The following is a 21,604-nucleotide window of genomic DNA, read 5'->3' on the forward strand; positions in this document are numbered from 1 at the left end:
CACCCCTCTCCCCACCCTCTCCCGCAAGGGGAGAGGGAGCCTGAACGGCGTACTCACCTCACGCAGGAACGGAGGCGGGGAGAAAGGCAACTCAGCTCGCCAGATATCCCCGGATTGCCGGCAGCAGGAAGATCGCGATGTTGATCGCAAAGCCGATGCTCCAGAGGATCGAGCGCAGCGTCGGGCGGTTGCCGATATAGGTGAAGACGTAGGCGATCCGCACGATCAGGAACAGCACCGCGAGCTCGTCGATCAGCCGCAGCGGGCCGACGCGGAATTCGGCGAGCAGCACGGCGAAGGCGAAGAACGGGAAGGCCTCGAGGCCGTTCTGGTGGGCGCCGAGCGCGCGCGAGCGGATCGGGTCGTCGTAGAAATCGGGATCGCGAGGTTTCGAATTGTCGAAACCGCGGATGCCGGCCCATTTCACCGACACGATCGTCAGCAGTGAGAGCAGCAGCGTCCCGAAGACGCACCATTCGGCGATCGTCATGGTTCCTCCCCATTCACGGAGCGGAACGTAGCCAACCGGCGCTTGGCTTGACAAGGTTGGAGCAACGCGCGAAGCCCAAAGCCCCCAGGCGAAGGACCAAGCGCAAAGCCATCATGAGCACGGTGATCCCGTTCGAGAGCGCGAAGCCTGCCGCGGCGCCGAAGCCGGAGCGCGTCGGCGTGCTGCTGGTCAATCTCGGCACGCCGGACACGGCGGATGCCGCAGGCGTGCGGGTCTATCTCAAAGAATTCCTGTCCGATCCGCGAGTGATTGAGGATCAGGGCCTGGTCTGGAAGCTGATCCTCAACGGCATCATCCTGCGCGTCCGCCCGGCCCGCAAGGCGCGCGACTATCTGAAGATCTGGAACACCGAGAGGAACGAGTCGCCGCTGAAGACCATCACGCGCTCGCAGGCCGACAAGCTGGCGGAAGCAATCGCCGATCACGACCACGTCGTGGTCGACTGGGCGATGCGCTATGGCAATCCATCGATCAAGCAGCGCATCGAAGCGCTGGCGGCGCAGGGCTGCGGCCGGCTGCTGCTGGTGCCGCTCTATCCGCAATATTCCGCGGCGACGTCGGCGACCGTTTGCGACGAAGCGTTTCGCGTGCTGGCCGGCATGCGCGCGCAGCCGATCCTGCGGGTGACGCCGCCTTATTACGATGATCCCGATTACATCGAGGCGCTGGCGGTCTCGATCAACGCGCATCTTGCGACGCTGCCGTTCCAGCCCGAGGTGATCCTCGCCTCGTTCCACGGCATGCCGAAGGAATACGTCGACAAGGGCGATCCCTATCAGGCGCAGTGCATCGCAACGACCAACGCGCTGCGCAAGCGGCTCGGGCTCGATGCCTCACGGTTGCTTCTCACCTTCCAGTCCCGCTTCGGCAAGGCCGAGTGGCTACAGCCCTATACCGACAAGACGGTCGAGAAGCTGGCCAAAGACGGCGTGCGGCGAATGGCCGTGGTCACGCCCGGCTTCTCCGCCGATTGCCTGGAGACGCTGGAGGAGATCGCGCAGGAGAATGCCGAGATCTTCCGGCATAATGGCGGCGAGCAGTTCGCGGCCATCCCCTGCCTCAACGACAGCGACGGCGGCATGGACGTGATCCGCCAGCTCGTGCTGCGCGAGTTGCAGGGCTGGATCTAGCGGGGCTGGTTCTGATTGTTAACGATCCGTGACACCGGACGCGGCTATTCGTTCGCATCTGGTAGTCCGGCAGCAGCTTCCTATGTGCTAGGTAGAACAACAGCCGGCTGAACCGGCGCGGCGGTCCTGCCGACCAATGCACGACCGCGCCCGGCGACGGTCTCGCCGGTCGCGCGGCGCCTTGGAGGACTTTATGACTGGCTTCGACATTTTCGCGATTGCGTTTGTTCTTCTTGTCATCGTCACGCTGTTCGCCGGGATCAAGACCGTTCCGCAGGGCTTTGACTGGACCATCGAGCGGTTCGGCAAATACACCCGCACGCTGTCGCCCGGCCTCAATCTGATCGTGCCCTATTTTGATCGCATCGGGCGCAAGATCAACATGATGGAGCAGGTGATCAACATTCCCGAGCAGGAGGTGATCACCAAGGACAACGCCACCGTGACGGTGGACGGCGTCGCGTTCTACCAGGTGTTCGATGCGGCGAAGGCGAGCTACGAGGTCGCCAATCTCAACCAGGCGATCACCGTGCTGACCATGACCAACATCCGCTCGGTGATGGGCTCGATGGATCTCGACCAGGTGCTGTCGCATCGCGACGAGATCAACGAGCGGCTGCTGCGCGTGGTCGATGCCGCGGTCTCGCCCTGGGGCGTCAAGGTCAACCGCATCGAGATCAAGGACATCGTGCCGCCGGCCGACCTCGTCGAGGCGATGGGCCGGCAGATGAAGGCCGAGCGCGTCAAGCGCGCCGACATCCTCCAGGCCGAAGGCCAGCGGCAGTCCGAGATCCTGCGCGCCGAGGGCGCCAAGCAGGGCCAGATCCTGCAGGCCGAGGGCCGCCGCGAAGCGGCTTTCCGCGACGCCGAGGCGCGCGAGCGGCTTGCGGAAGCCGAGGCCAAGGCGACCCAGATGGTGTCGGAGTCGATCGCCAAGGGCGACGTCGCGGCGCTGAACTACTTCATCGCCGACAAATACATCAAGGCGTTCGGCCAGCTCGCGGAGTCGCCGAACCAGAAGGTCCTGATGCTGCCGATCGAAACCTCGAGCGTGCTGGGCTCGCTCGCCGGTATCGGCGAGATCGCCCGCGCCACCTTCGGCGAGAGCGCAGCGTCCGCCAGCGCGGCGGCGCGGCGCGGCTCGGTGCCGTCGGCCGGTCCGACGCCGCCACCGCCGGTGCCGCCGCAGCGATAGAGATCCAAAGATGACTGGCTCCGCACACTCCTTGCACCTCTCCCCTTGTGGGAGAGGTCGGATCGCGTCAGCGATCCGGGTGAGGGGTCTCTCTCCGCGGAGAGACCGTCACCCCTCATCCCAACCCCTCTCCCACAAGGGGAGAGCGGCTTTTGACTGTTGAGAGGTCACGTCATGGCCGAGATGTTTTCGACACTGGGTACCTGGAACTGGCTGATCTTCGGCTTCATCCTGATGGCGCTGGAGCTCGCGGCGCCCGGGGTGTTCCTGTTCTGGCTCGGGCTCGCGGCGCTCGTGGTCGGCCTGCTGTCGTTCGTGTTCACGCCGTCCTGGCAGATGCAGCTGTTGATGTTCGCGGTGTTCGCCGCGCTGGCGGTGCCGGCATGGCGGCATTTTGCCAAGGGCGCGACTGCGGCGAGCAAGACCAATCCGTTCCTCAACCGCCGCAACGAAGCCCTGGTCGGTCGCGAATTCACGCTGGAGAAGCCGATCGTCGATGGATCAGGCACGGTGCGGATCGACGACACGATCTGGCGTGTCGCCGGCCCTGATGCACCGGCCGGCAGCCGGGTGAAGGTGGTGCGCGCCGACGGCGCCAGCCTGACGGTGGCCGCGGTCTAGACTCGGCTCCTCTCTCGTCGTCCCTGCGAACGCAGGGACCCATACGCCGCGGCGGATGTTGTGATCGAGACTCGTTGTTCCAACGTCGCGCAACAATGACCATTGGTGGCTATGGGTCCCTGCGTTCGCAGGGACGACAGCGAGTTCGTTGCTGCTTTGCCGTCATACTCCCCCGCGTTCCCGCGACGTGAATCGTTTGAGGCTTTCTGGCGTCTTCACCCCAATCCTCTTCCCGTCAGAACGGGGAGAGGGAGGATCAGCGCTTGCTCCAGCGCTCGGCGAAGCGATGGAGCGGCGTGAAGGTTTGGAACAGCTCGCGGCCGAGCGCGGTGAGGCCGTAACCATCATCCGTCAGCTCGACGAACCCGGCCGCGCGTAGCTCGGTCAATCGCGTCTGCAGGATGGTCGGCGAGGCCTCGTCGCAGGCGGTGCGCAGCGCGCGCGAGGTCAGTGCGCCCTCGCGCAGCTCCCAGACGATGCGCAAGGTCCAGCGCCGTCCCAACAGATCGAGCAGCGCCATGATCGGGCGGCCGGACCGCGAGCCGCGGACGCCGGGTTTTGCGGTCGGAACCTGCTTGGGCATGTCGCGAATCCCTCTCGAATCTCTCTTGCGTCGATCGCTACAGATATTGTAGCGTAATGCTACATTAAATGTAGCAACGGGATCAGCCCATGTCACGCATCGCGCCGCTCGATCCACCCTATGCGGCGGACGTTCAACAGCATTTTGACCGCATCATGCGCGGCAAGCCGCCGCTGGTATTGTTCCGCATGATGGCCGGCCATCCGCGCGCCTGGGAGAAATTCCGCGGCGGCAGCCTGCTCGACCGCGGGCCGCTCTCCTTGCGGGACCGGGAGATCGTGATCGACCGCACCTGCGCGCTCAACGCCTGCGAATATGAATGGGGCGTGCATGTCACCGCGTTCGGCGCCGCCGCCGGGTTGTCGGAGCAGCAGGTCCACGCCACCGTGCATGGTGCGGCCGGTGCCGACTGCTGGTCGCCGGCTGAACGGGCGCTGATCGCGGCGGTCGACGCGCTGCATGCGCACGCGACGTTGAGCGAGCAGGAATATGCCGCGCTGTCGGCGAACTACGACGACGATCAGGTGCTGGAGATCATCCTGCTGTGCGGCTTCTACCGCACGGTCTCCTACCTCGCCAACGCGCTGGCCCTGCCGCTGGAGGCGACCGCGGCGCGGTTTCCGGCGCAGCCACAGTCATTCCGGGGCGATGCATAGCATCGAACCCGGAATCTCGAGATTCCCCGATGCGCAATTGCGCATCTGAGGTTCACGCTTCGCGTGCCCCGGAATGACGGAGCGAAATTACGCCACGCCCGCGCGCAGCAGATCGTGCAAATGGATGATGCCGACCGGCTTCTTGGCATCGGTCACGATCAGCGTCGTGATCTGTGAGGCGTTGAGCAGCTCCAGCGCTTCGCCGGCCAGCGTGTCGCGACCGATCGTCTTCGGCGTCCGGGTCATGACCTCGTCGACCGACAGCGTCAGCAGGTCGGGGCGCATCTGCCGGCGCAAATCGCCGTCGGTGACGATGCCGACGAGATGGCTGTGGCTGTCGACGATGCCGACGCAGCCGAAGCCCTTGGAGGTCATCTCGACCAGCGCATCCGACATCTTGGTGCCGAGCGGTTTCAGCGGCAGCGCGTCGCCGCTGTGCATCAGGTCGCGGGCATATTTCAGCAGCGCGCCGAGCTTGCCGCCGGGATGCAGCACGCTGAAATCGGTCGAAGTGAAGCCGCGGCCCTCGAGCAGCGCGATCGACAAGGCATCGCCGAGCGCCAGCATCATCAGCGAAGACGTGGTCGGCGCCAGATTGTGCGGGCAGGCCTCGCGCGCCTTGGGCAGCGTCAGCTGCACATCGGCGGCCTTGCTCAGCGTCGAGTCCTTGTCGGCGGTCATCGCGATCAGCGGAATGCCGAACCGCGCCGCATAAGCGATCAGGTTGCGCATCTCCGGCTGCTCGCCGGACCATGACAGCGCGAGGATCACGTCCTCGGCGGTGATCATGCCGAGGTCGCCGTGGCTCGCTTCCGCCGCGTGGACGAAGAACGCCGGCGTGCCGGTCGAGGCGAAGGTCGCGGCGATCTTGCGGCCGATATGACCCGACTTGCCGAGCCCGGTCACGATCAGCCGTCCCTTGGCCTTGCAGATCAGCTCGGCCGCCGCGGTGAACGGCGCGCCGAGGTCGGACTTGAGTGCCGCGGAGATCGCCGCGACGCCGCTTGCTTCGGCATCGAGGGTGCGGAGCGCCGACTGAACGGCGCCGTCATCGGGGCCGGATGATTTGGTCATCAGCGGTTTCGGTTTGGCCATTTCGGATTCCAGGGGAGGGGTTATGCACCCGGGCGTCTCCCTTAGCACGTTCGATTCCGCGATGCGACGCGCGGCGGCGGATCCTCAACGGCTCATTAACCATAATTGTTTTAACTCCATTAACGACGTTTTTCGCCGCCCTGGCGGGATGCGTACGTCAAGTGCATGAATTCGTTGGAGTATTTCCATCGTGTGGCGGCGGCCAGCAAGCGGCCCAAATCGGCGCGGACGCCTCGTTCGCGTGGTTTTGCCATGCCTTGGTTTGCCATGCCTTGCGCTGACTGCGACGACTGGGCTCGTCAACGCCCAGACCGTGACGCCGGATCTGTTCAGCCCGAACCGGCAGAGCCAGGTGATCACGCAGGATTCGCCGCTGCGCCGGACCACGGCCGACGCCATGGATCCGCTCAACGGCCTGAAGCTGCCGGACGCCGATCCCAGCCGGCGCGCCTCGTCGTCGGCAACACCATCGGAGCGCGTCGGACAGATCCCGACCTACGGTCTTCCGGCTGCCAACGGCGCTTCGACGTCAGGCTATGACTCGCTCAATCGAAAACGGCTGAAGCCGAAATATTACCCGGGCCAGGCCAAGCCGAAGCCGCCGCCGGGACCCGGCTCGCCGGTGCCGACGCCGCCGCCGCTGACCGCGGCCGGGCAGTTGCGGCTGTCGATCCCGCCGTCGGAGACCGCCAGCAAGCCGCCGGTGCCGCCGGCGATGGCCGGCACCATCGTCGGCCAGCCGCCGCGCAGGCGGCTCAAGATCGACGACGATCCGTTCGGCGCAGTCGGCGACTACGCCGGCTCGTTCATGGTCAAAACCGCTGTCGAGGTGATGGCCGGCTACGACACCAATCCGGGCCGCTTGAATTCGCCGCAGGGCAAGGCGTTCTACATGGTCGCGCCGGAATTCGTCGCGATGTCGGACTGGGAGCGCCACGCCGTCGTCGCCGATCTGCGCGGCTCGTTCACCGGCTATGGCTCCCAGCTGACGCCGATTGATGGCACGCCGCTGTCGGCGCCGCTCGATGTCGACCGCCCGAATTTCACCGGCCATATCGACGGCCGTCTCGATGTCTCCCGAGACACGCATCTGCTGGGACAGGCCCGTTTGCTGGTCTCGACCGACAATCCCGGCAGCCCGAATGTGCAGGCCGGCCTCGCCAGATATCCGATCTACACCACGGTCGGCGGCACTTTCGGCATCGACCAGAATTTCAACCGCATGCAGGTCTCACTGGGTGGCACTATCGACCGCACCGATTACCAATGGTCGAAGCTCACCGATGGCACCTCGTCGTCGAACGACGATCGTAACTTCACGCAATATGGTGGCGTCGGCCGCTTCAGCTATGAGCTGAATCCGGCCGTGAAGCCGTTCGTCGAGGTGGAGGGCGACAGCCGCTTCCACGATCTCTATCTCGACCGCAATGGTTACGCGCGCAACTCCTCGGGCGGTTACGCCAAGGTCGGCACGTCCTTCGAGTTCACCCGGCTGTTGTTCGGCGAGGTCTCGATCGGCTACGCTAGGCGCGACTATGTCGACCCGCGGCTTAGCCCACTCGAAGGCCTGCTCACTACGGCCTCGCTGACCTGGACCGCGACGCCGCTGACCACCGCCAAATTCTATTCCGACACTCAGCTGGGCGAGACCACGCTGCCCGGCACCTCCGGCGTGCTGTCGCGCACCTACACCGTCGAGGTCGATCACGACTTCCGCCGCTGGCTGACCGGTATTGGCAAGTTCACCTACGGCACGCTCGATTACCAGGGCGACAACCGCACCGACACGATCTACTCGGTGTCGGCCGACCTGATCTACAAGATGACCCGCAGCCTCTGGATCAAGGGCACCGTGCGCCGCGACTGGCTGGATTCGAACCAGCCGGGACAGAGCTCGGCATCGACGGTGGTGATGCTGGGCGTGCGGGTGCAGAACTGAGCTGCTGACGTCTTTTTGCAGCGCGCAGCCCTAACATTAGTTGTCTCAGTAATCCGCTATTGCTATCTCCTCTCAGTGCTGGTGGCCCCGAGCTCCTGGTCCAAGAGATCAGGATCAAAGCTGGAAAGCCTGTCTTTCAGCACGTCGTATTGCTTCAACAATGCCTCATCGGCTGTCTTAGAGAGAACCTTCCCACTTATGGCCGCGTAACGGAGCCAAAGGTGAACCGGCTTCTCCTTTTCGCGAAGGCGTTCCCAAAGTCCAAGTGCGGCGTCCCAATTTTCGTTTGCCATCTCATATTTGCATCTCAGGCCGATTCTAATGTCGTGATGCGTTCTAAAGCGCTGGTCCAGATCGTCTAGCCGCCCACATATGGAGCGAGCTCATTGGCCTGTTGATCAGTGATTGCAAACTTTGAGCCTCTGAATTGACGTAAGATCAATCGTTTTGCGTCGTCTTCCTTTAGAGGGCCAACGCTAATACACGGGAATCCCTTTTCGGGCGGCGCGAATCGAACTTTTCTGCGCGAAACAATTGCAAAACGTATAGCTTCGCTGTTCCTCGCGATGGCAATCATGTCGGCGAATTCGGACTTTACAAATCCGTCGTTGTCGAGGAGGCCGCCATCGTCTTGCAGGATCAGTAGTTCTCGTGCATCCACGAACGCTTTCGCGAGCCTTTCAAAAATTACGCTCAGATCACGCGATGAAGTCTTCTCGAGTGTGGAAATGCGCGATTTCGTGGCAGCTATTGATGGCGATGGATTAATATCTTCCTCAATCTTTATCACCAAATCGGCGAGGCTATCTCCATCCTGAATGCGGAAGGTCTGCGATTTTGGAAGTGACAAGAGGTTTGCGCAGACATGCCTGCAGAGCGTCTTCCGTCCGACGCCTTCAAGGCCGAAAAAGCTGAAGACGTGCGGTTCGTCTAGCGAACTCGTTGGCGAAAGTACTGCCTCCGCTTCTTCAATCTCTGATTGCCTGCCGACGAAGTAGGGCGACTGCTTTTGCGACAAGCGACGTTGGAATAGGTATTGAATTTCACGAGTTATAGAAGCGACTGAATTGAGGCTGACAACTCGGGCCTTCTTTAGCCAGTCAGGCAACTCATCTATTGGAAGATCATCAATGATGATTGCCGCAATCGAATCTATCTTTCCCGCGAGTCTTAGTGCTTGAGCCTGAGTCAATTCCTTCTGCACCCAATCCGACTGGATTGAATTGCGACTTGCAAAGAGCACAAAGAGCTCTGATACTTCTAAACCCCTCTCAATTGAGGTCTCAAAATCCACTGCAGTGTCAAATGTGAAATCGTCGTAGACGATGTATGAACGTCCGAGCCGATTGGCCACAGCGGACACTATGTGTTTGTCCTTGGATGAATGCGACAAAAATACCTTCAATTGTCTTCCCCCTACGGCAATGTTCTTCTTGGAAATGCCGCACCCTATCATTTTTCTACCTGGAATTGCTATAGGCGTTCCACACTCCTCTATCAAAAGGCGCGGGCGGGCTTCGCCAGACCGGTCGTCTGTACGATGGCGACCAGCCCCGGGTCACGGCGCGGAATGCTGAGCGTTGCCGTGCTGGCATGCCGGTGTGGACGCAGGACAGGCAACCGCTGTAGGGGCACGCTGCGCTACGGCAGCACATGCGGGCATCCAGTACGCCGCGGCCGATCGGCTCAATCTCTGAGGTCTCTGGAATACTGGATCGCCCGCTTTCGCGGGCGATGACAGTTCAATGTGTGGATGTGGATTGCCGCAACGGCCGGGGCGATTACCCCGGCAGGTCGGTCTTGCCCATCAGGAAGCTGTCGATCGAGCGCGCGCACTGGCGGCCTTCACGGATCGCCCAGACCACGAGCGACTGGCCGCGGCGCATGTCGCCGGCCGAGAAAATCTTGGCGCGCGAGGTCTGGTAATCCTGCAGGGACGCACGGACGTTGCCGCGCTGGTCGAGCTCGACGCCCAAGGTCTTGAGCAGGCCCTCGTGCACCGGATGCACGAAGCCCATCGCCAGCAGCACGAGCTCGGCGTCGAGCGTGAACTCGGTGCCGGGCAGCGGCTTGAACTTGTCGTCGACCTTGACGCAATGCAGCTTGCTGACCTTGCCGTCCTTGCCTTCGAACTTGGTCGTCAGCACGGCGTATTCGCGCACCGCGCCTTCGGCCTGGCTCGACGATGTCCGCATCTTCAGCGGCCAGTTCGGCCAGGTCACGCCCTTGTTCTCGTGCTCGGGCGGCGCCGGCATGATCTCGAGCTGGGTCACCGACTTCGCGCCCTGCCGGAACGAGGTGCCGATGCAGTCCGATCCGGTGTCGCCGCCGCCGATCACGACGACATGCTTGCCACCGGCGAGGATGTCGGCGGCGCCGTTCAGCGGCTCGCCGGAGACGCGGCGGTTCTGCTGCGGCAGGAAGTCCATCGCGAAGTGGATGCCGGAGAGATCGCGACCCGGAATCGGCAGGTCGCGCGGGGCTTCCGCGCCGCCGGTCAGCGCCACGGCGTCATACTGCTTGGCGAGCTCCTGCGGATCGATCGCGCCCGGGGTGCTTCCACCGACGGCCTTGCCGTAATGGAAGGTGACGCCTTCGGCTTCCATCTGCTGAACGCGGCGGTCGATGATGCCCTTCTCCATCTTGAAGTCGGGAATGCCATAGCGCAGCAGGCCGCCGGCCTTGGCGAACTTCTCGTAGACATGCACCTCGTGGCCGGCGCGCGCGAGCTGCTGGGCTGCGGCGAGGCCCGCCGGGCCTGAACCGATCACGGCGACCTTCTTGCCGGTCTTCTCAGCCGCGATCTCCGGCTTCAGCCAGCCATTGTCCCAGGCGCGGTCGACGATCGCGCATTCGATCGTCTTGATGGTGACCGGGTTGTCGTCGATGTTCAGCGTGCAGGACGCTTCGCACGGCGCCGGGCAGATCCGGCCGGTGAATTCGGGGAAGTTGTTGGTCGAGTGCAGGTTGCGCGAGGCCTCTTCCCAGTTGCCCTGATAGACGAGGTCGTTGAAATCGGGGATCTGGTTGTTGACCGGACAGCCCGGCGTGCCCGGCGCGGTCGAGCCGGTGCCGTGGCAATAGGGGATGCCGCAATTCATGCAGCGCGCGGCCTGGTCGCGCGTGTCCTTCTCGCTCAGCGGAATGACGAACTCGTTGAAGTTCTTGAGCCGATCGGCGACCGGCTCGTACTTGCGGTCATGCCGCTCGATCTCGAGAAAACCTGTGATCTTACCCATTGAAACCCGATGCCCCTGCATCTCAGTTGTTCCGTCATTCCGGGCTGCGCCGCGGGGCGCAGACCCGAAGTCTCGAAGTGGTTTTGCGCAATTCCGGGTTCGCGCTCGGCGCGCCCCGGAATGACGCGTGGTCGTGACTTACGCGCCGATCGCGATCTTCGGCTCGGCGTCGGCGTTGGCCTTCATTTCCTTCAGCGCGCGGCGGTACTCCACCGGCATCACCTTGCGGAATTTCGGCAGCCAGGCCTTCCAGTTGGCGAGGATCTCCGCCGCCTTCTTCGAGCCGGTCAGCTTGGCGTGACGGGTGATCAGGACATGCAGCCGCTCCACATCGGAGTCGAGCAGGTTCTGGAACACGTCGACCCGGCCATGCGCCTCGAGATCGCCGGAGTGATGGTAGGTGTCGGCGTTGATCATCTCCTCCGACAGCACCGGCTCCAGCTCGACCATCGACAGGTTGCAGAGCTTGTCGAAGTCGCCGGTCTCGTCCAGCACATAGGCGATGCCGCCGGACATGCCGGCCGCGAAGTTGCGCCCGGTCTTGCCGAGCACCACCACGATGCCGCCGGTCATGTATTCGCAGCAGTGATCGCCGGCGCCTTCGACGACCGCGACCGCGCCGGAGTTGCGCACCGCGAAGCGCTCGCCGGCGATGCCGCGGAAGTAGCACTCGCCCGCGATCGCGCCGTACATCACGGTGTTGCCGACGATGATCGACTCTTCCGGCACGATGCCGGAGATCTTCGGCGGCTTGACGATGATGCAGCCGCCCGAGAGGCCCTTGCCGACATAGTCGTTGCCTTCACCCTCGAGCTCGAAGGTGACGCCCTTGGCGAGCCAGGCGCCGAACGCCTGTCCCGCCGTGCCCTTCAGGCCGACATGGATGGTGTCGAGCGGCAGGCCGGCATGGCCGTAGATCTTGGCCACCGCGCCCGACAGCATCGCGCCGGCGGAACGGTCGGTGTTGTTGATCTCTTCCTCGATCTTGACCGGCGCGCCGCGATCGAGCGCGGCCTGCGCCTGCTCGATCAGCCGGCGGTCGAGCACGGCATCCAGATGATGGTTCTGGCTCTCCGAGTGATAGATCGTCTGGCCCTTCTCCTCCTTCTGCCGCACGAACAGCTTGGAGAAGTCGAGGCCCTTGGCCTTCCAGTGCGAGACCAGCGCGGTCTGGTCCAGCATCTGGACCTGGCCGACCATGTCGTCGAACTTCTTGTAGCCGAGCTGCGCCATGATCTCGCGGACTTCCTCGGCGACGAAGAAGAAGTAGTTGATGACGTGCTCGGGCTGGCCGGTGAAGCGCTTGCGCAGCACCGGATCCTGGGTCGCGACGCCGACCGGGCAGGTGTTGAGGTGGCACTTGCGCATCATGATGCAGCCTGCCGCGATCAAGGGCGCGGTGGCGAAGCCGAACTCGTCGGCGCCCAGCAGCGCACCGATCACGACGTCACGGCCGGTGCGGAAGCCGCCGTCGACCTGCACCGCGATGCGGCTGCGCAGCCGCTGGCGCACCAGCGTCTGATGGGTTTCGGCAAGGCCGATCTCCCACGGCGAGCCGGCATGCTTGATCGAGGTCAGGGGCGAGGCGCCGGTGCCACCCTCGAAGCCTGCGATGGTGACATGGTCGGCGCGCGCCTTGGCGACGCCGGCGGCAACCGTGCCGACGCCGACCTCGGACACCAGCTTGACCGAGACCTGGCCGTCGGGATTGACGTTCTTGAGGTCGTAGATCAGCTGGGCGAGGTCTTCGATCGAGTAGATGTCGTGATGCGGCGGCGGCGAGATCAGGCCGACGCCCGGCGTCGAGTGCCGGACGCGCGCGATCGTCGCGTCGACCTTGTGGCCGGGCAGCTGGCCGCCTTCGCCGGGCTTGGCACCCTGCGCCATCTTGATCTGCATCATGTCGGAGTTGACGAGGTATTCCGTCGTCACGCCGAACCGGCCCGAGGCGACTTGCTTGATCGCCGAGCGCATCGAATCGCCGTTCGGCATCGGCTTGAAGCGGTCGGACTCCTCGCCGCCTTCGCCGGTATTCGACTTGCCGCCGATCCGGTTCATCGCGATCGCGAGCGTGGTGTGCGCCTCGCGCGAGATCGAGCCGAACGACATCGCGCCGGTCGAGAACCGCTTGACGATATCCTTGGCCGGCTCGACGTCCTCGAGCTTGACCGGCTTGCGCTTGTCGTCCTCGGCGCCCTTGATCCGGAACAGGCCGCGCAGCGTCAGCAGACGCTCGGACTGCTCGTTGAGGATCTTGGCGAACGCCCGGTAGCGCTCCAGCGAGTTGCCGCGCACGGCATGCTGCAAGGTCGAGACCGATTCCGCGGTCCAGGCATGGTCCTCGCCGCGGGTGCGGTAGGCGTACTCGCCGCCGACATCGAGCGCGGTCTTGTAGATCTGGCCGTCACCGAACGCGTCGGTGTGGCGCCGCACGGTCTCCTCGGCGATCTCGCCGAGGCCGACGCCCTCGATCCTGGTGTGGGTGCCGGCAAAATACTTGGCGACGAAGTCGGCCTTCAGGCCGACCGCGTCGAAGATCTGCGCGCCGCAATAGGACTGGTAGGTCGAGATGCCCATCTTGGACATCACCTTGAGCAGGCCCTTGCCGATCGACTTGATGTAGCGCTTGACGATCTCGTAGTCGTCGAGCGCGCCAGGCAGCCGGTCCTTCATCGCGAGGATGGTTTCGAACGCGAGATAGGGGTTGATCGCTTCGGCGCCGTAGCCGGCGAGGCAGGCGAAGTGATGCACTTCGCGCGGCTCACCGGATTCCACCACAAGGCCGACCGAGGTGCGCAGACCGGTGCGGATCAGATGGTGATGCACGGCGGCGCAGGCCAACAGCGACGGGATCGGGATCCGGTCGGTGCCGGTCATGCGGTCCGACAGGATGATGATGTTGATGCCCTCGCGCACCGCGCCCTCGGCGCGCGCGCAGAGCTCGTCGAGCACCTGCTCCATGCCCGCCGCGCCGAAGCCGGCGTGGAAGGTGGTGTCGAGCGTGCGCGACTTGAAGTGGGTCTCGGCGACGTCGGAGATCGAGCGGATCTTTTCGAGGTCGGTGTCGGTGAGAATCGGCTGCCGCACTTCGAGGCGCTGGGTCGAGGCGACGCCCTGCAGGTCGAACAGGTTCGGCCGCGGCCCGATGATCGAGACGAGGCTCATGACGATTTCCTCGCGGATCGGATCGATCGGCGGGTTGGTCACCTGCGCGAAGTTCTGCTTGAAGTAGGTGAACAGCTGCTTCGGCTTGTCCGACAGCGCCGAGATCGGCGTGTCGTTGCCCATCGAGCCGGCGGCTTCCTCGCCGGTCGACGCCATCGGCGTCATCAGGATGTTGATGTCTTCCTGGCTGTAGCCGAACGCCTGCTGGCGATCGAGCAGCGGCAGGTTGGAGCGCACGCCCTTGGCCGGCGCATCCGGCAGTTCCTCGAGCTGGATCTGGGTGCGATGCAGCCAGTCGGCGTAGGGGTGGCTCTTGGCGAGGTCGGCCTTGATCTCGTCGTCGGGAATCAGGCGGCCCTGCTCGAGATCGACGAGCAGCATCTTGCCGGGCTGCAGCCGCCACTTGGTGACGATCTGGTCCTCCGGAATCTTCAGGACGCCCATTTCGGACGCCATCACGATGCGGTCGTCCTTGGTGACGAGGTAGCGCGCCGGGCGCAGGCCGTTGCGATCGAGCGTGGCGCCGATCTTGCGGCCGTCGGTGAAGGCGATCGCGGCCGGGCCGTCCCACGGCTCCATCAGCGCGGCATGATATTCGTAGAAGGCGCGGCGCTGCTCATCCATCAGCGGATTGCCGGCCCACGCTTCCGGAATCATCATCATGACAGCATGCGGAAGGGAATAACCGCCCTGCACCAGGAATTCGAGCGCGTTGTCGAAGCAGGCGGTGTCGCTCTGGCCTTCATAGGAGATCGGCCACAGGCGGCTGATGTCCTTGCCGTAGAGCTCCGAATGCACGGAAGCCTGCCGCGCTGCCATCCAGTTGACGTTACCGCGCAGCGTGTTGATTTCGCCGTTATGGGCGATCATCCGGTAGGGATGCGCCAGCGACCAGGTTGGGAAGGTGTTGGTCGAGAAGCGCTGATGCACCAGCGCCAGCGCGCTGTCGAAATCGGCTTCGTGCAGGTCGGGATAGTACTTGCCGAGCTGGTCGGCGAGGAACATGCCCTTGTAGATCACGGTGCGGCACGAGAACGAGCACGGATAGTAGCCCGCCATGCCGCGGTCGCGGCGCTGGTAGATCGCCTGCGAGATCGACTTGCGCAGGATGTAGAGCCGGCGCTCGAAATCGTCCTCGTTCTTGGCTGCACCATTGCGGCCGATGAAGACCTGCATGTGGTAGGGCTCGGTCGGCTTCACGGTGACGCCGAGCGAGGAGTTGTCTGACGGCACGTCGCGCCAGCCGAGCAGCTTGAAGCCCTCGTTCTTGATCTCGTCGGCGATGATGCTCTTGATCACGTTCCGCCACGCCGCATCGCGCGGCATGAACAGCGCGCCGATGGCGTATTCGCCGGGCTGCGGCAGCTTGAAGCCGAGCTCGGAGGTCTTGCGCGCGAAGAACGTGTGCGGGATCTGCACCAGGATGCCGGCGCCGTCACCGGCGCGCGGATCGGCGCCGACGGCGCCGCGATGCTCGAGGTTGCACAGGATGCTCAGCGCGTCGGAGACGATCTGATGCGACTTCTGGCCCTTGATGTTGGCGATGAAGCCGACGCCGCAGGAGTCTTTCTCCAGGCTCAGGTCGTAGAGGCCTTCGGCTTGCGGGCGCCAGGTGTGCAGTTCGGGTGTGTGCGGTCCAAAGGACGCATCATGCGCGGCATCGGCGGCTTTCGAGTCCGCGGTCGCCGACAGCGTACCTGCCACGATGATTTCGCGCTCGAATTCCGACCCGCTCATGTGTCCTCTCCCTTTCGTAAGGGGCCTCACCCTATTTGGCGCACCTTGGACGTTGCGGCACCCACCGGGCCACCGCTCGTCCGCCGCGAGCCGCATTTTCCTAAATTCAGACGACGGGCGTTTCAACGTCCCCTAGGGGACGGCCCTGCCTGCAGCATTCTCGGAGCCCGGGGCGCCGAGGTCCTCCTTGCGAAGGTTCTCGTTGCAATCCCCATGCCGGGATGGCCTCGAAATTGAGACAGCCTTACTGTCCTAACCTCGACCTTGCCAAATTTTTGTCTATCACACAAGCGCGAGGAAGTCCTCGCCCGCATGCTTGGAATGAACGGCTCGGCCGGCTCGCCGCGCCCCCGATTCGAAGCAAACACGCCGTGATCTGGCCCAAGGAGCGACCAAGGACCGCCGAATTTCAAACTGAAATTTTGTCCCCGGGCAAGCCAGCGAGAGAGCGGGAACGCTCCCAGGCGGGGCAGACAGGAGTTACGGCGATGAAGTTGTTCACAGGTTCGGTTGCAGCCGCCGCCCTCGCGCTCAGCGCAGTCTCGGCCGAGGCCCAGCTCGCGACGTCCGCCCGGATCGGCAGCCCGGCTTTCGTCAGGGTCTCCGACATGGACGGGCCCTACGCCGCCATGCCCGAAGTTCCGCCGCCGCCGCGCTTCGGCCGTGTCCCGAGCCTGCTGCCGCCGGTCGAGGTCTACACCGTGCTGCGCGAGAACGGCTATCTGCCGCTCGGCGCCCCCCAGCAGCGCGGCTTCGTCTACACGATCTCGGTGATCGACCAGGGCGGCGACGACGGCCGGCTGGTGATCGACGCCCGCGACGGGCACATCATCCGCTTCACCCCGGCCAATCGGCTCGGCGACAATTACGAGGAGGAGATGAGCGCAACCTACGGCCCGGTCGGCCCGATGCCGCGGGCGATCCAGGCCCGGGTGCCGCGGCCGCCGCTCCCGATCCCCCATGTCGCGAGCCGCGTGCCGGTGCCGAAGCGCAGCCCGCTCAACGCCAAGGCCCAGGCTCCCGCTGCTGCTCCGGCGGGCCAGGCTCCCGCTGCGGCGGCCCAGGCCGCGGTGCCGCCGGCCGCGACGCCGCAGCCTGCGCCGGCCGCACCCGCGCCGGCCGAGCAGGCCGCGGCTGCGCCGAAGCCGGCCGAGACCCAGGCGGCCGCGACGTCGAAGCCCGTTCAGCAAGCCGAGGTCCCGACCGTCGGGCAGGCCGCGCCACCGCCGGCGGCACCCGCGCCCGCGATCCTGCCGACCCAGGCAATGCCCAAGGTGCAGGGGTTGGAATAAAGGCAACCGGCAACAAAAAACGCCCCGGTTTCCCGGGGCGTTTTCGCGTTCAGCCAATATCTGCTGACGCGGGGGGCATTGCTTAGGCAGCGACCTTCGCCGAGCCGTCGACGACCTGCGGGGCCTTCTCGCCGCCGCCGATCGGAATGCTGCGGGGCTTCTTGGCCTCGGGAATCTCGCGAACGAGATCGACGTGGAGCAGGCCGTTCTCGAGCGAGGCGTTCTTCACCTGCACGAAGTCGGCAAGCTGGAAGACGCGCTCGAACGCGCGGGAGGCGATGCCGCGATAGAGCACTTCCGAGCCGTTGCCGGAGTTCTCGTTGGCGGATTTCTCGCCCTTGATCGTCAGCGTGTTCTCCTTCGCGACGATCGAAAGCTCGGCCTGCGAGAAGCCGGAGACCGCGACGCTGATCCGGTAAGCATTCTCGCCGGTGCGCTCGATGTTGTAGGGGGGATAGCCGGGGCTGCCGTCCGAGGTCACCTGATCGAGCAGGTTGAAGAGGCGGTCGAAGCCGACGGTGGAACGATAAAACGGAGTGAGGTCGTAGCTACGCATAGGGTAGTCCTCCAATGAGCGACTGTTTCAGTTACCCGCCCGCCATCGGGCCGGGCTTAGATGTGTGCAGCCTCATGTTCCGGTTCCGAAACACTGGTAGCGGCCTGCACGGAGGTGATATGGGAGGGGTCACGTCGCGTTCAAGAGGCGGAAACCGCGTCGCTTTTTTTGGCGCCGACGTCCTTGATCTCCACCCTGTCCCACCACGCCGGTCTCCCGCATGACGCTCGTCTCGATTCCCGCCAACCCGGTTCCGGACGACGTTGTCAGTGGCACCATCAAAACATCGGATGGAGCCGAGCTGCGCTTCGCGCGCTGGGCGCCGCCGCCCGGCCGCAAGGGCACGGTCTGCGTGTTCGGCGGCCGCGGCGAGATGATCGAGAAATACTTCGAGACCGTGCGCGACCTGCGCGACCGCGGCTTTGCGGTGGCGATGATCGACTGGCGCGGGCAGGGCCATTCGTCGCGGCGGCTGCGCGATCCGCGCAAGGGTTATGTGCGCGACTTCGCCGACTACGAGGCCGACGTGGAGGCCTTCGTGCAGCAGGTGGTGCTGCCGGATTGTCCGCCGCCCTATTTCGCGCTGGCGCATTCGATGGGCGGCGCCGTGCTGCTGCGGGTCGCGCATGCCGGCAAGCGCTGGTTCGACCGCATGGTGCTGTCGGCGCCGATGATCGACCTGCCGCGCAAGCGCGTGTCGTTCTTTCCGAGCGCACTGCTTCGGATCATGCGCTGGACCGGGCAAGGCGGCAATTACGTTCCGGGCGGCGGCAGCGAGCTGGTCGGCCTCGCGCCCTTCATCGGCAATCCCGTGACCAGCGATCCGGTGCGCCACGCCCGCAACGCGGCGATCCTGGAGGAAGACCCGACGCTCGGCATCGCCGCACCGACGATCGCATGGGCCGACACCGCGTTCACCGCGATGCGCACCTTCCGCGGCATGTCGTATCCGTCCGAGATCCGCCAGCCGATCCTGATGCTGGCGGCGAGCAATGACGAGGTGGTGTCGACGGCCGCGATCGAGGAGTTCGCCTATCATCTGCGCGCCGGCTCGCATCTCGTGATCGCCGGCTCCAAGCACGAGATCCTGCAGGAGCAGGATCGCTACCGCGCGCAGTTCTGGGCGGCGTTCGACGCCTTCGTGCCGGGCACGCCGCTGTTCAAGTGAGCAGTCTATCGGTGTGGAGCTCGCAGCTCAGCCGTTGAGCAGCGCAACGATGCGGTCGGGAAAGCGCTTCTCGACGAACAGGGTCTTGACCTCGGCGACGCTGAGATAGCGGTCCTTGCCTTCGCCCTTGCCCATGATGTCGAGCAGCACCGGCCACTCGCCGAGCATCAGAAGCGGATAGTAACAGTGCAGGATGGCGTAGGGCGGCGGATGCTCATCCTTGGCGCGCTGGAAGTTCGCGGCCATGAAGGTCTTGATCTCGGAGGCCGACAGCCCGCGTTCGACGCTGCCGTCGGGCGCCTTGTAGTCCGAGCCGAAGGTCGCGAGCCGCGCGATCTCGTCCTCATGCACGACGGCATGCTGGTCGAGGATGCGCGAGCCGGCGCCATGCTTGTCGAGCGGGCCGTTGCGCAATTCGTCGAGGATCGCGCCCTGCAACAGGCTGCGCATTTGGCTGAACGGACCGATGCCGTTGGCCATCTGCGCGACCATGAAGATCTTGGCGCCGGCGTTGAGCGCCGGAAGGCCGGTCTTGCCGGTGGCGCGGTCGATGGTTTCGGTCAGCTCTCGCAGCGGCACGATATGGCCGCCGACATAGCCGCCGGCGACCAGTGCACGCAGGAACGGGCAGGGATTGTCAGGAGAGACCTGCGGTGCGGGCGCCGCGCTTGCAGCCGTATCGGACATCAAACCACATCCTGAAGAGCTTCAGCTTAAAAAGCATCCATTACCGGTGGATGAATTCGCTCAGGAGTCGACGGCGAATTTCGATGCGGATGCAACCAGAGCGATTTTGCCGAACGGGAGGCCGGCTTTCAAGAGGCCGTCGCGATAATGCGCGATGTCGGCCGGGTTCTTCCAGTGGAAATTGCGCAAGTGACGTTCGACCGTCAGCTCGGGATGGTTGGCGAGCAGCGCCTCGGCGGCCTGCGCGGCCTCCTCGGTGCGGCCGAGCTGGGCGAGCGCCGCGGCACGCACCGCAAGACCCTGCAAATGGTTCGGGTTGAGGTAGAGCGTTTCGCGCGACCACGACAGCGATGCGTCATACTGTCCGAGCAAATAATGGCTGAACGCGTTCAAGGCGCCCCACTGGTAGCGCGGGTCGCTGTTGCCGCGCTGGACCGCCGTCGAGAACAGATCGACCGCCTTGCGGTGGTCGCCGATCACCATGTGGCAAATTCCGAGCACGCCGCGCGCACCCATATCGTAGGGGTTGAGCTCGATCGCCCGCTTGATGGCGTCCATCGCGGCTTCATAGTGGCCCTGCATTGCGTGCAGATAGGCCAGCAGCGAAAACGCGAACGAGGAGCGGGGGTCGAGCCGCACGCTGCTCTCGGCCAGGCTGACCGACGAGGCCCACAATTCGCGCGTGCTCGGAATCCAGCCGAACTGGACGCTCTGGATCTGGATCAGTGCGAGATAAGCGCGCGCGATCGACAGCGCGGGATCGAGCTGGATCGCTTCCTTGAACAGCGCGATCGCGGTTTCGCAATCGTCCTTGGTCTGGTGATAGTAGTGCGACAGACCTTTCAGGAAGCGATCCCATGCCGTGAGTTCGGCATTCGGCGAGCGCGCCGGTGCCGAGGCCTCTGCACGGTAGATCTCCTGCGCGACCGCGGCGGACAGATTGGCGGTGATCTCGTCCTGCATCGCGAACAGGTCGCCCATGTCGCGATCGTAGCGGCCGGTCCACAACTGCTCGCCCTTCTCGGGCGCGATCAGCTCGGCGGAGACACGGATCTTGTTGCCGGCGCGCCGCACCGAGCCCTGGATCAGGTAGGTGGCGTCGATCTCGCGTGCGATCAGGCGGGTCGAGACGTTCTTGCCCTTGTAGGCGAAGGTCGAGTTGCGGCTCAGCACGCGATAGAAGGATTGCAGCGACAGCGCGTGGATCAGATCCTCGGTCAGGCCGTCCGAAAAATATTCGTCGGCGCTGCCGCTCAGATTGTCGAACGGCAGCACGCCGACGATCGCGGTCCGGTATTGCCCCGGCAGATGCGGGCCGTCGTCCGGAGCGTGCTCGTGGGCGTCAGTCCCGGCCGGCGCCCAGGTCCAGACATTGACCGGTTCGGCGATATTCTTGAAGCGATGCGGGCCGGCGTCGACCAGGCTGACGGCCAGCCGCCGTCCCGCCTCGGTGCGGGCCTTGTCCGAGACCGCGATGCCGCCGGGCGTAGCGACCGTCTCGAGACGGACGGCGATGTTGACGTCGTCGCCGAACACCTCGTCCTCGTCGGCCATGACGTCGCCCATGTGGACGCCCATCCGGAAATGCATGGCGCGGTCGGCCGGCAGATGTTCGTTGCGCTCGGCCATCAGGGTCTGCATCGCGACGGCGGCCTCGATCGCGCCGATGATGCTCGGAAATTCCAGCAGGAAGCCGTCGCCGGTGTTTTTGACGATTCGGCCGCCATGGTTGAGGATGATGGGGTAGATCGCGCTGCGGTGCGCCTTGAACGAGGCATGCGTCCCCGCCTCGTCGACCCCCATCATGCGGGAATAGCCGGCGATATCAGCGCAAAGAATGGCAGCGAGCCGTCTTTCCATGTCTCCTGTGCCCTGGAATGGCCACTTAGCCGAGGTGACCGAATCCGATACTTACAAGACAGGCCGGGTCTGGCGGAAGCTCGGTTTGCGGGCACCTATAATGCATAGTAGCAGGAATTGGCATGCGACCAACGGATCGTACAGTCCGTTTCTCTACTGAATTCGTGTGT

16 protein-coding genes are annotated in these 21,604 nt (G+C 64.5%); 7 read left to right on the forward strand and 9 right to left on the reverse strand.

The window, feature by feature from the left end; genetic code table 11:
- Nucleotides 1–91 precede the first annotated feature (91 nt).
- Nucleotides 92–490: an MAPEG family protein gene (locus tag FBZ93_RS14860; protein ID WP_146986692.1), complete on the reverse strand. Its 399-nt coding sequence runs from the start codon at nucleotides 488–490 to the stop codon at nucleotides 92–94.
- A 113-nt stretch (nucleotides 491–603) separates the two neighbouring features.
- On the opposite strand from FBZ93_RS14860, the gene hemH reads away from it, so the two are divergent.
- From hemH to FBZ93_RS14875, 3 genes are all read left to right on the forward strand, one after another.
- Nucleotides 604–1,641, forward strand: coding sequence for a ferrochelatase (hemH, locus tag FBZ93_RS14865; RefSeq protein WP_146986693.1), 1,038 nt, complete (start codon nucleotides 604–606; stop codon nucleotides 1,639–1,641).
- A gap of 193 nt (nucleotides 1,642–1,834) precedes the next feature.
- Nucleotides 1,835–2,836 carry an SPFH domain-containing protein gene (locus FBZ93_RS14870; RefSeq protein ID WP_146986694.1) on the forward strand — a complete coding sequence of 334 codons (1,002 nt, stop codon included), beginning with the start codon at nucleotides 1,835–1,837 and terminating at the stop codon, nucleotides 2,834–2,836.
- Nucleotides 2,837–3,010: 174 nt separating this feature from the next.
- Nucleotides 3,011–3,457, forward strand: coding sequence for an NfeD family protein (locus tag FBZ93_RS14875; RefSeq protein WP_146986695.1), 447 nt, complete (start codon nucleotides 3,011–3,013; stop codon nucleotides 3,455–3,457).
- A 256-nt stretch (nucleotides 3,458–3,713) separates the two neighbouring features.
- On the opposite strand, the gene FBZ93_RS14880 is transcribed toward FBZ93_RS14875, so the two are convergent.
- Complete coding sequence (locus tag FBZ93_RS14880) at nucleotides 3,714–4,040, reverse strand: winged helix-turn-helix transcriptional regulator (RefSeq protein ID WP_146986696.1); 327 nt, start codon at nucleotides 4,038–4,040, stop codon at nucleotides 3,714–3,716.
- 89 nt (nucleotides 4,041–4,129) lie between these two features.
- Here FBZ93_RS14880 and FBZ93_RS14885 point away from each other — a divergent pair, with 89 nt between their 5' ends.
- Nucleotides 4,130–4,696: a carboxymuconolactone decarboxylase family protein gene (locus tag FBZ93_RS14885; protein ID WP_146986697.1), complete on the forward strand. Its 567-nt coding sequence runs from the start codon at nucleotides 4,130–4,132 to the stop codon at nucleotides 4,694–4,696.
- An 87-nt stretch (nucleotides 4,697–4,783) separates the two neighbouring features.
- On the opposite strand, the gene FBZ93_RS14890 is transcribed toward FBZ93_RS14885, so the two are convergent.
- Complete coding sequence (locus FBZ93_RS14890; protein ID WP_146986698.1) at nucleotides 4,784–5,791, reverse strand: KpsF/GutQ family sugar-phosphate isomerase; 1,008 nt, start codon at nucleotides 5,789–5,791, stop codon at nucleotides 4,784–4,786.
- A 241-nt stretch (nucleotides 5,792–6,032) separates the two neighbouring features.
- On the opposite strand from FBZ93_RS14890, the gene FBZ93_RS14895 reads away from it, so the two are divergent.
- Nucleotides 6,033–7,730 (forward strand): outer membrane beta-barrel protein, encoded by a 1,698-nt coding sequence (locus FBZ93_RS14895; protein WP_208764012.1) that lies wholly within the window; start codon nucleotides 6,033–6,035, stop codon nucleotides 7,728–7,730.
- A gap of 358 nt (nucleotides 7,731–8,088) precedes the next feature.
- Here the strand turns inward: FBZ93_RS14895 and FBZ93_RS14900 are convergent, their stop codons facing one another.
- The 3 genes from FBZ93_RS14900 to gltB all read right to left on the reverse strand — a co-directional run bounded on the left by FBZ93_RS14900 (nucleotide 8,089) and on the right by gltB (nucleotide 15,871).
- Entirely contained in the window at nucleotides 8,089–9,186 is a 1,098-nt protein-coding gene (locus FBZ93_RS14900) for a toll/interleukin-1 receptor domain-containing protein (protein ID WP_146986699.1), read from the reverse strand.
- 325 nt (nucleotides 9,187–9,511) lie between these two features.
- Nucleotides 9,512–10,969 carry a glutamate synthase subunit beta gene (locus tag FBZ93_RS14905; protein WP_146986700.1) on the reverse strand — a complete coding sequence of 486 codons (1,458 nt, stop codon included), beginning with the start codon at nucleotides 10,967–10,969 and terminating at the stop codon, nucleotides 9,512–9,514.
- Nucleotides 10,970–11,107: 138 nt separating this feature from the next.
- On the reverse strand, nucleotides 11,108–15,871 hold the full coding sequence (gene gltB / locus FBZ93_RS14910; protein WP_146986701.1) for a glutamate synthase large subunit: 4,764 nt from the start codon (nucleotides 15,869–15,871) through the stop codon (nucleotides 11,108–11,110).
- Nucleotides 15,872–16,359: 488 nt separating this feature from the next.
- Here gltB and FBZ93_RS14915 point away from each other — a divergent pair, with 488 nt between their 5' ends.
- Complete coding sequence (locus FBZ93_RS14915; RefSeq protein WP_146986702.1) at nucleotides 16,360–17,163, forward strand: hypothetical protein; 804 nt, start codon at nucleotides 16,360–16,362, stop codon at nucleotides 17,161–17,163.
- 82 nt (nucleotides 17,164–17,245) lie between these two features.
- Here the strand turns inward: FBZ93_RS14915 and FBZ93_RS14920 are convergent, their stop codons facing one another.
- Nucleotides 17,246–17,719 carry an Hsp20 family protein gene (locus FBZ93_RS14920; protein ID WP_024584810.1) on the reverse strand — a complete coding sequence of 158 codons (474 nt, stop codon included), beginning with the start codon at nucleotides 17,717–17,719 and terminating at the stop codon, nucleotides 17,246–17,248.
- Between the two features lie 220 nt (nucleotides 17,720–17,939).
- Here FBZ93_RS14920 and FBZ93_RS14925 point away from each other — a divergent pair, with 220 nt between their 5' ends.
- Entirely contained in the window at nucleotides 17,940–18,887 is a 948-nt protein-coding gene (locus FBZ93_RS14925; protein WP_146986703.1) for an alpha/beta hydrolase, read from the forward strand.
- A gap of 27 nt (nucleotides 18,888–18,914) precedes the next feature.
- On the opposite strand, the gene FBZ93_RS14930 is transcribed toward FBZ93_RS14925, so the two are convergent.
- Nucleotides 18,915–19,574, reverse strand: coding sequence for a hypothetical protein (locus tag FBZ93_RS14930; RefSeq protein ID WP_146986704.1), 660 nt, complete (start codon nucleotides 19,572–19,574; stop codon nucleotides 18,915–18,917).
- A gap of 60 nt (nucleotides 19,575–19,634) precedes the next feature.
- Entirely contained in the window at nucleotides 19,635–21,434 is a 1,800-nt protein-coding gene (locus FBZ93_RS14935; protein ID WP_146986705.1) for an adenylate/guanylate cyclase domain-containing protein, read from the reverse strand.
- Nucleotides 21,435–21,604: the final 170 nt, after the last annotated feature.

It is taken from the genome of Bradyrhizobium macuxiense (assembly GCF_007993935.1).
In the GTDB taxonomy this organism is placed as follows: Bacteria; Pseudomonadota; Alphaproteobacteria; order Rhizobiales; family Xanthobacteraceae; genus Bradyrhizobium; species Bradyrhizobium macuxiense_A.

What these genes read in the sequence shown, in the direction of transcription:
- FBZ93_RS14860 (WP_146986692.1), bottom strand. Translation starts at nt 490, where the DNA reads ATGACGATCGCCGAATGGTGCGTCTTCGGGACGCTGCTGCTCTCACTG.
- hemH (WP_146986693.1), top strand. Translation starts at nt 604, where the DNA reads ATGAGCACGGTGATCCCGTTCGAGAGCGCGAAGCCTGCCGCGGCGCCG.
- FBZ93_RS14870 (WP_146986694.1), top strand. Translation starts at nt 1,835, where the DNA reads ATGACTGGCTTCGACATTTTCGCGATTGCGTTTGTTCTTCTTGTCATC.
- FBZ93_RS14875 (WP_146986695.1), top strand. Translation starts at nt 3,011, where the DNA reads ATGGCCGAGATGTTTTCGACACTGGGTACCTGGAACTGGCTGATCTTC.
- FBZ93_RS14880 (WP_146986696.1), bottom strand. Translation starts at nt 4,040, where the DNA reads ATGCCCAAGCAGGTTCCGACCGCAAAACCCGGCGTCCGCGGCTCGCGG.
- FBZ93_RS14885 (WP_146986697.1), top strand. Translation starts at nt 4,130, where the DNA reads ATGTCACGCATCGCGCCGCTCGATCCACCCTATGCGGCGGACGTTCAA.
- FBZ93_RS14890 (WP_146986698.1), bottom strand. Translation starts at nt 5,791, where the DNA reads ATGGCCAAACCGAAACCGCTGATGACCAAATCATCCGGCCCCGATGAC.
- FBZ93_RS14900 (WP_146986699.1), bottom strand. Translation starts at nt 9,186, where the DNA reads ATGATAGGGTGCGGCATTTCCAAGAAGAACATTGCCGTAGGGGGAAGA.
- FBZ93_RS14905 (WP_146986700.1), bottom strand. Translation starts at nt 10,969, where the DNA reads ATGGGTAAGATCACAGGTTTTCTCGAGATCGAGCGGCATGACCGCAAG.
- gltB (WP_146986701.1), bottom strand. Translation starts at nt 15,871, where the DNA reads ATGAGCGGGTCGGAATTCGAGCGCGAAATCATCGTGGCAGGTACGCTG.
- FBZ93_RS14915 (WP_146986702.1), top strand. Translation starts at nt 16,360, where the DNA reads ATGAAGTTGTTCACAGGTTCGGTTGCAGCCGCCGCCCTCGCGCTCAGC.
- FBZ93_RS14920 (WP_024584810.1), bottom strand. Translation starts at nt 17,719, where the DNA reads ATGCGTAGCTACGACCTCACTCCGTTTTATCGTTCCACCGTCGGCTTC.
- FBZ93_RS14925 (WP_146986703.1), top strand. Translation starts at nt 17,940, where the DNA reads ATGACGCTCGTCTCGATTCCCGCCAACCCGGTTCCGGACGACGTTGTC.
- FBZ93_RS14930 (WP_146986704.1), bottom strand. Translation starts at nt 19,574, where the DNA reads ATGTCCGATACGGCTGCAAGCGCGGCGCCCGCACCGCAGGTCTCTCCT.
- FBZ93_RS14935 (WP_146986705.1), bottom strand. Translation starts at nt 21,434, where the DNA reads ATGGAAAGACGGCTCGCTGCCATTCTTTGCGCTGATATCGCCGGCTAT.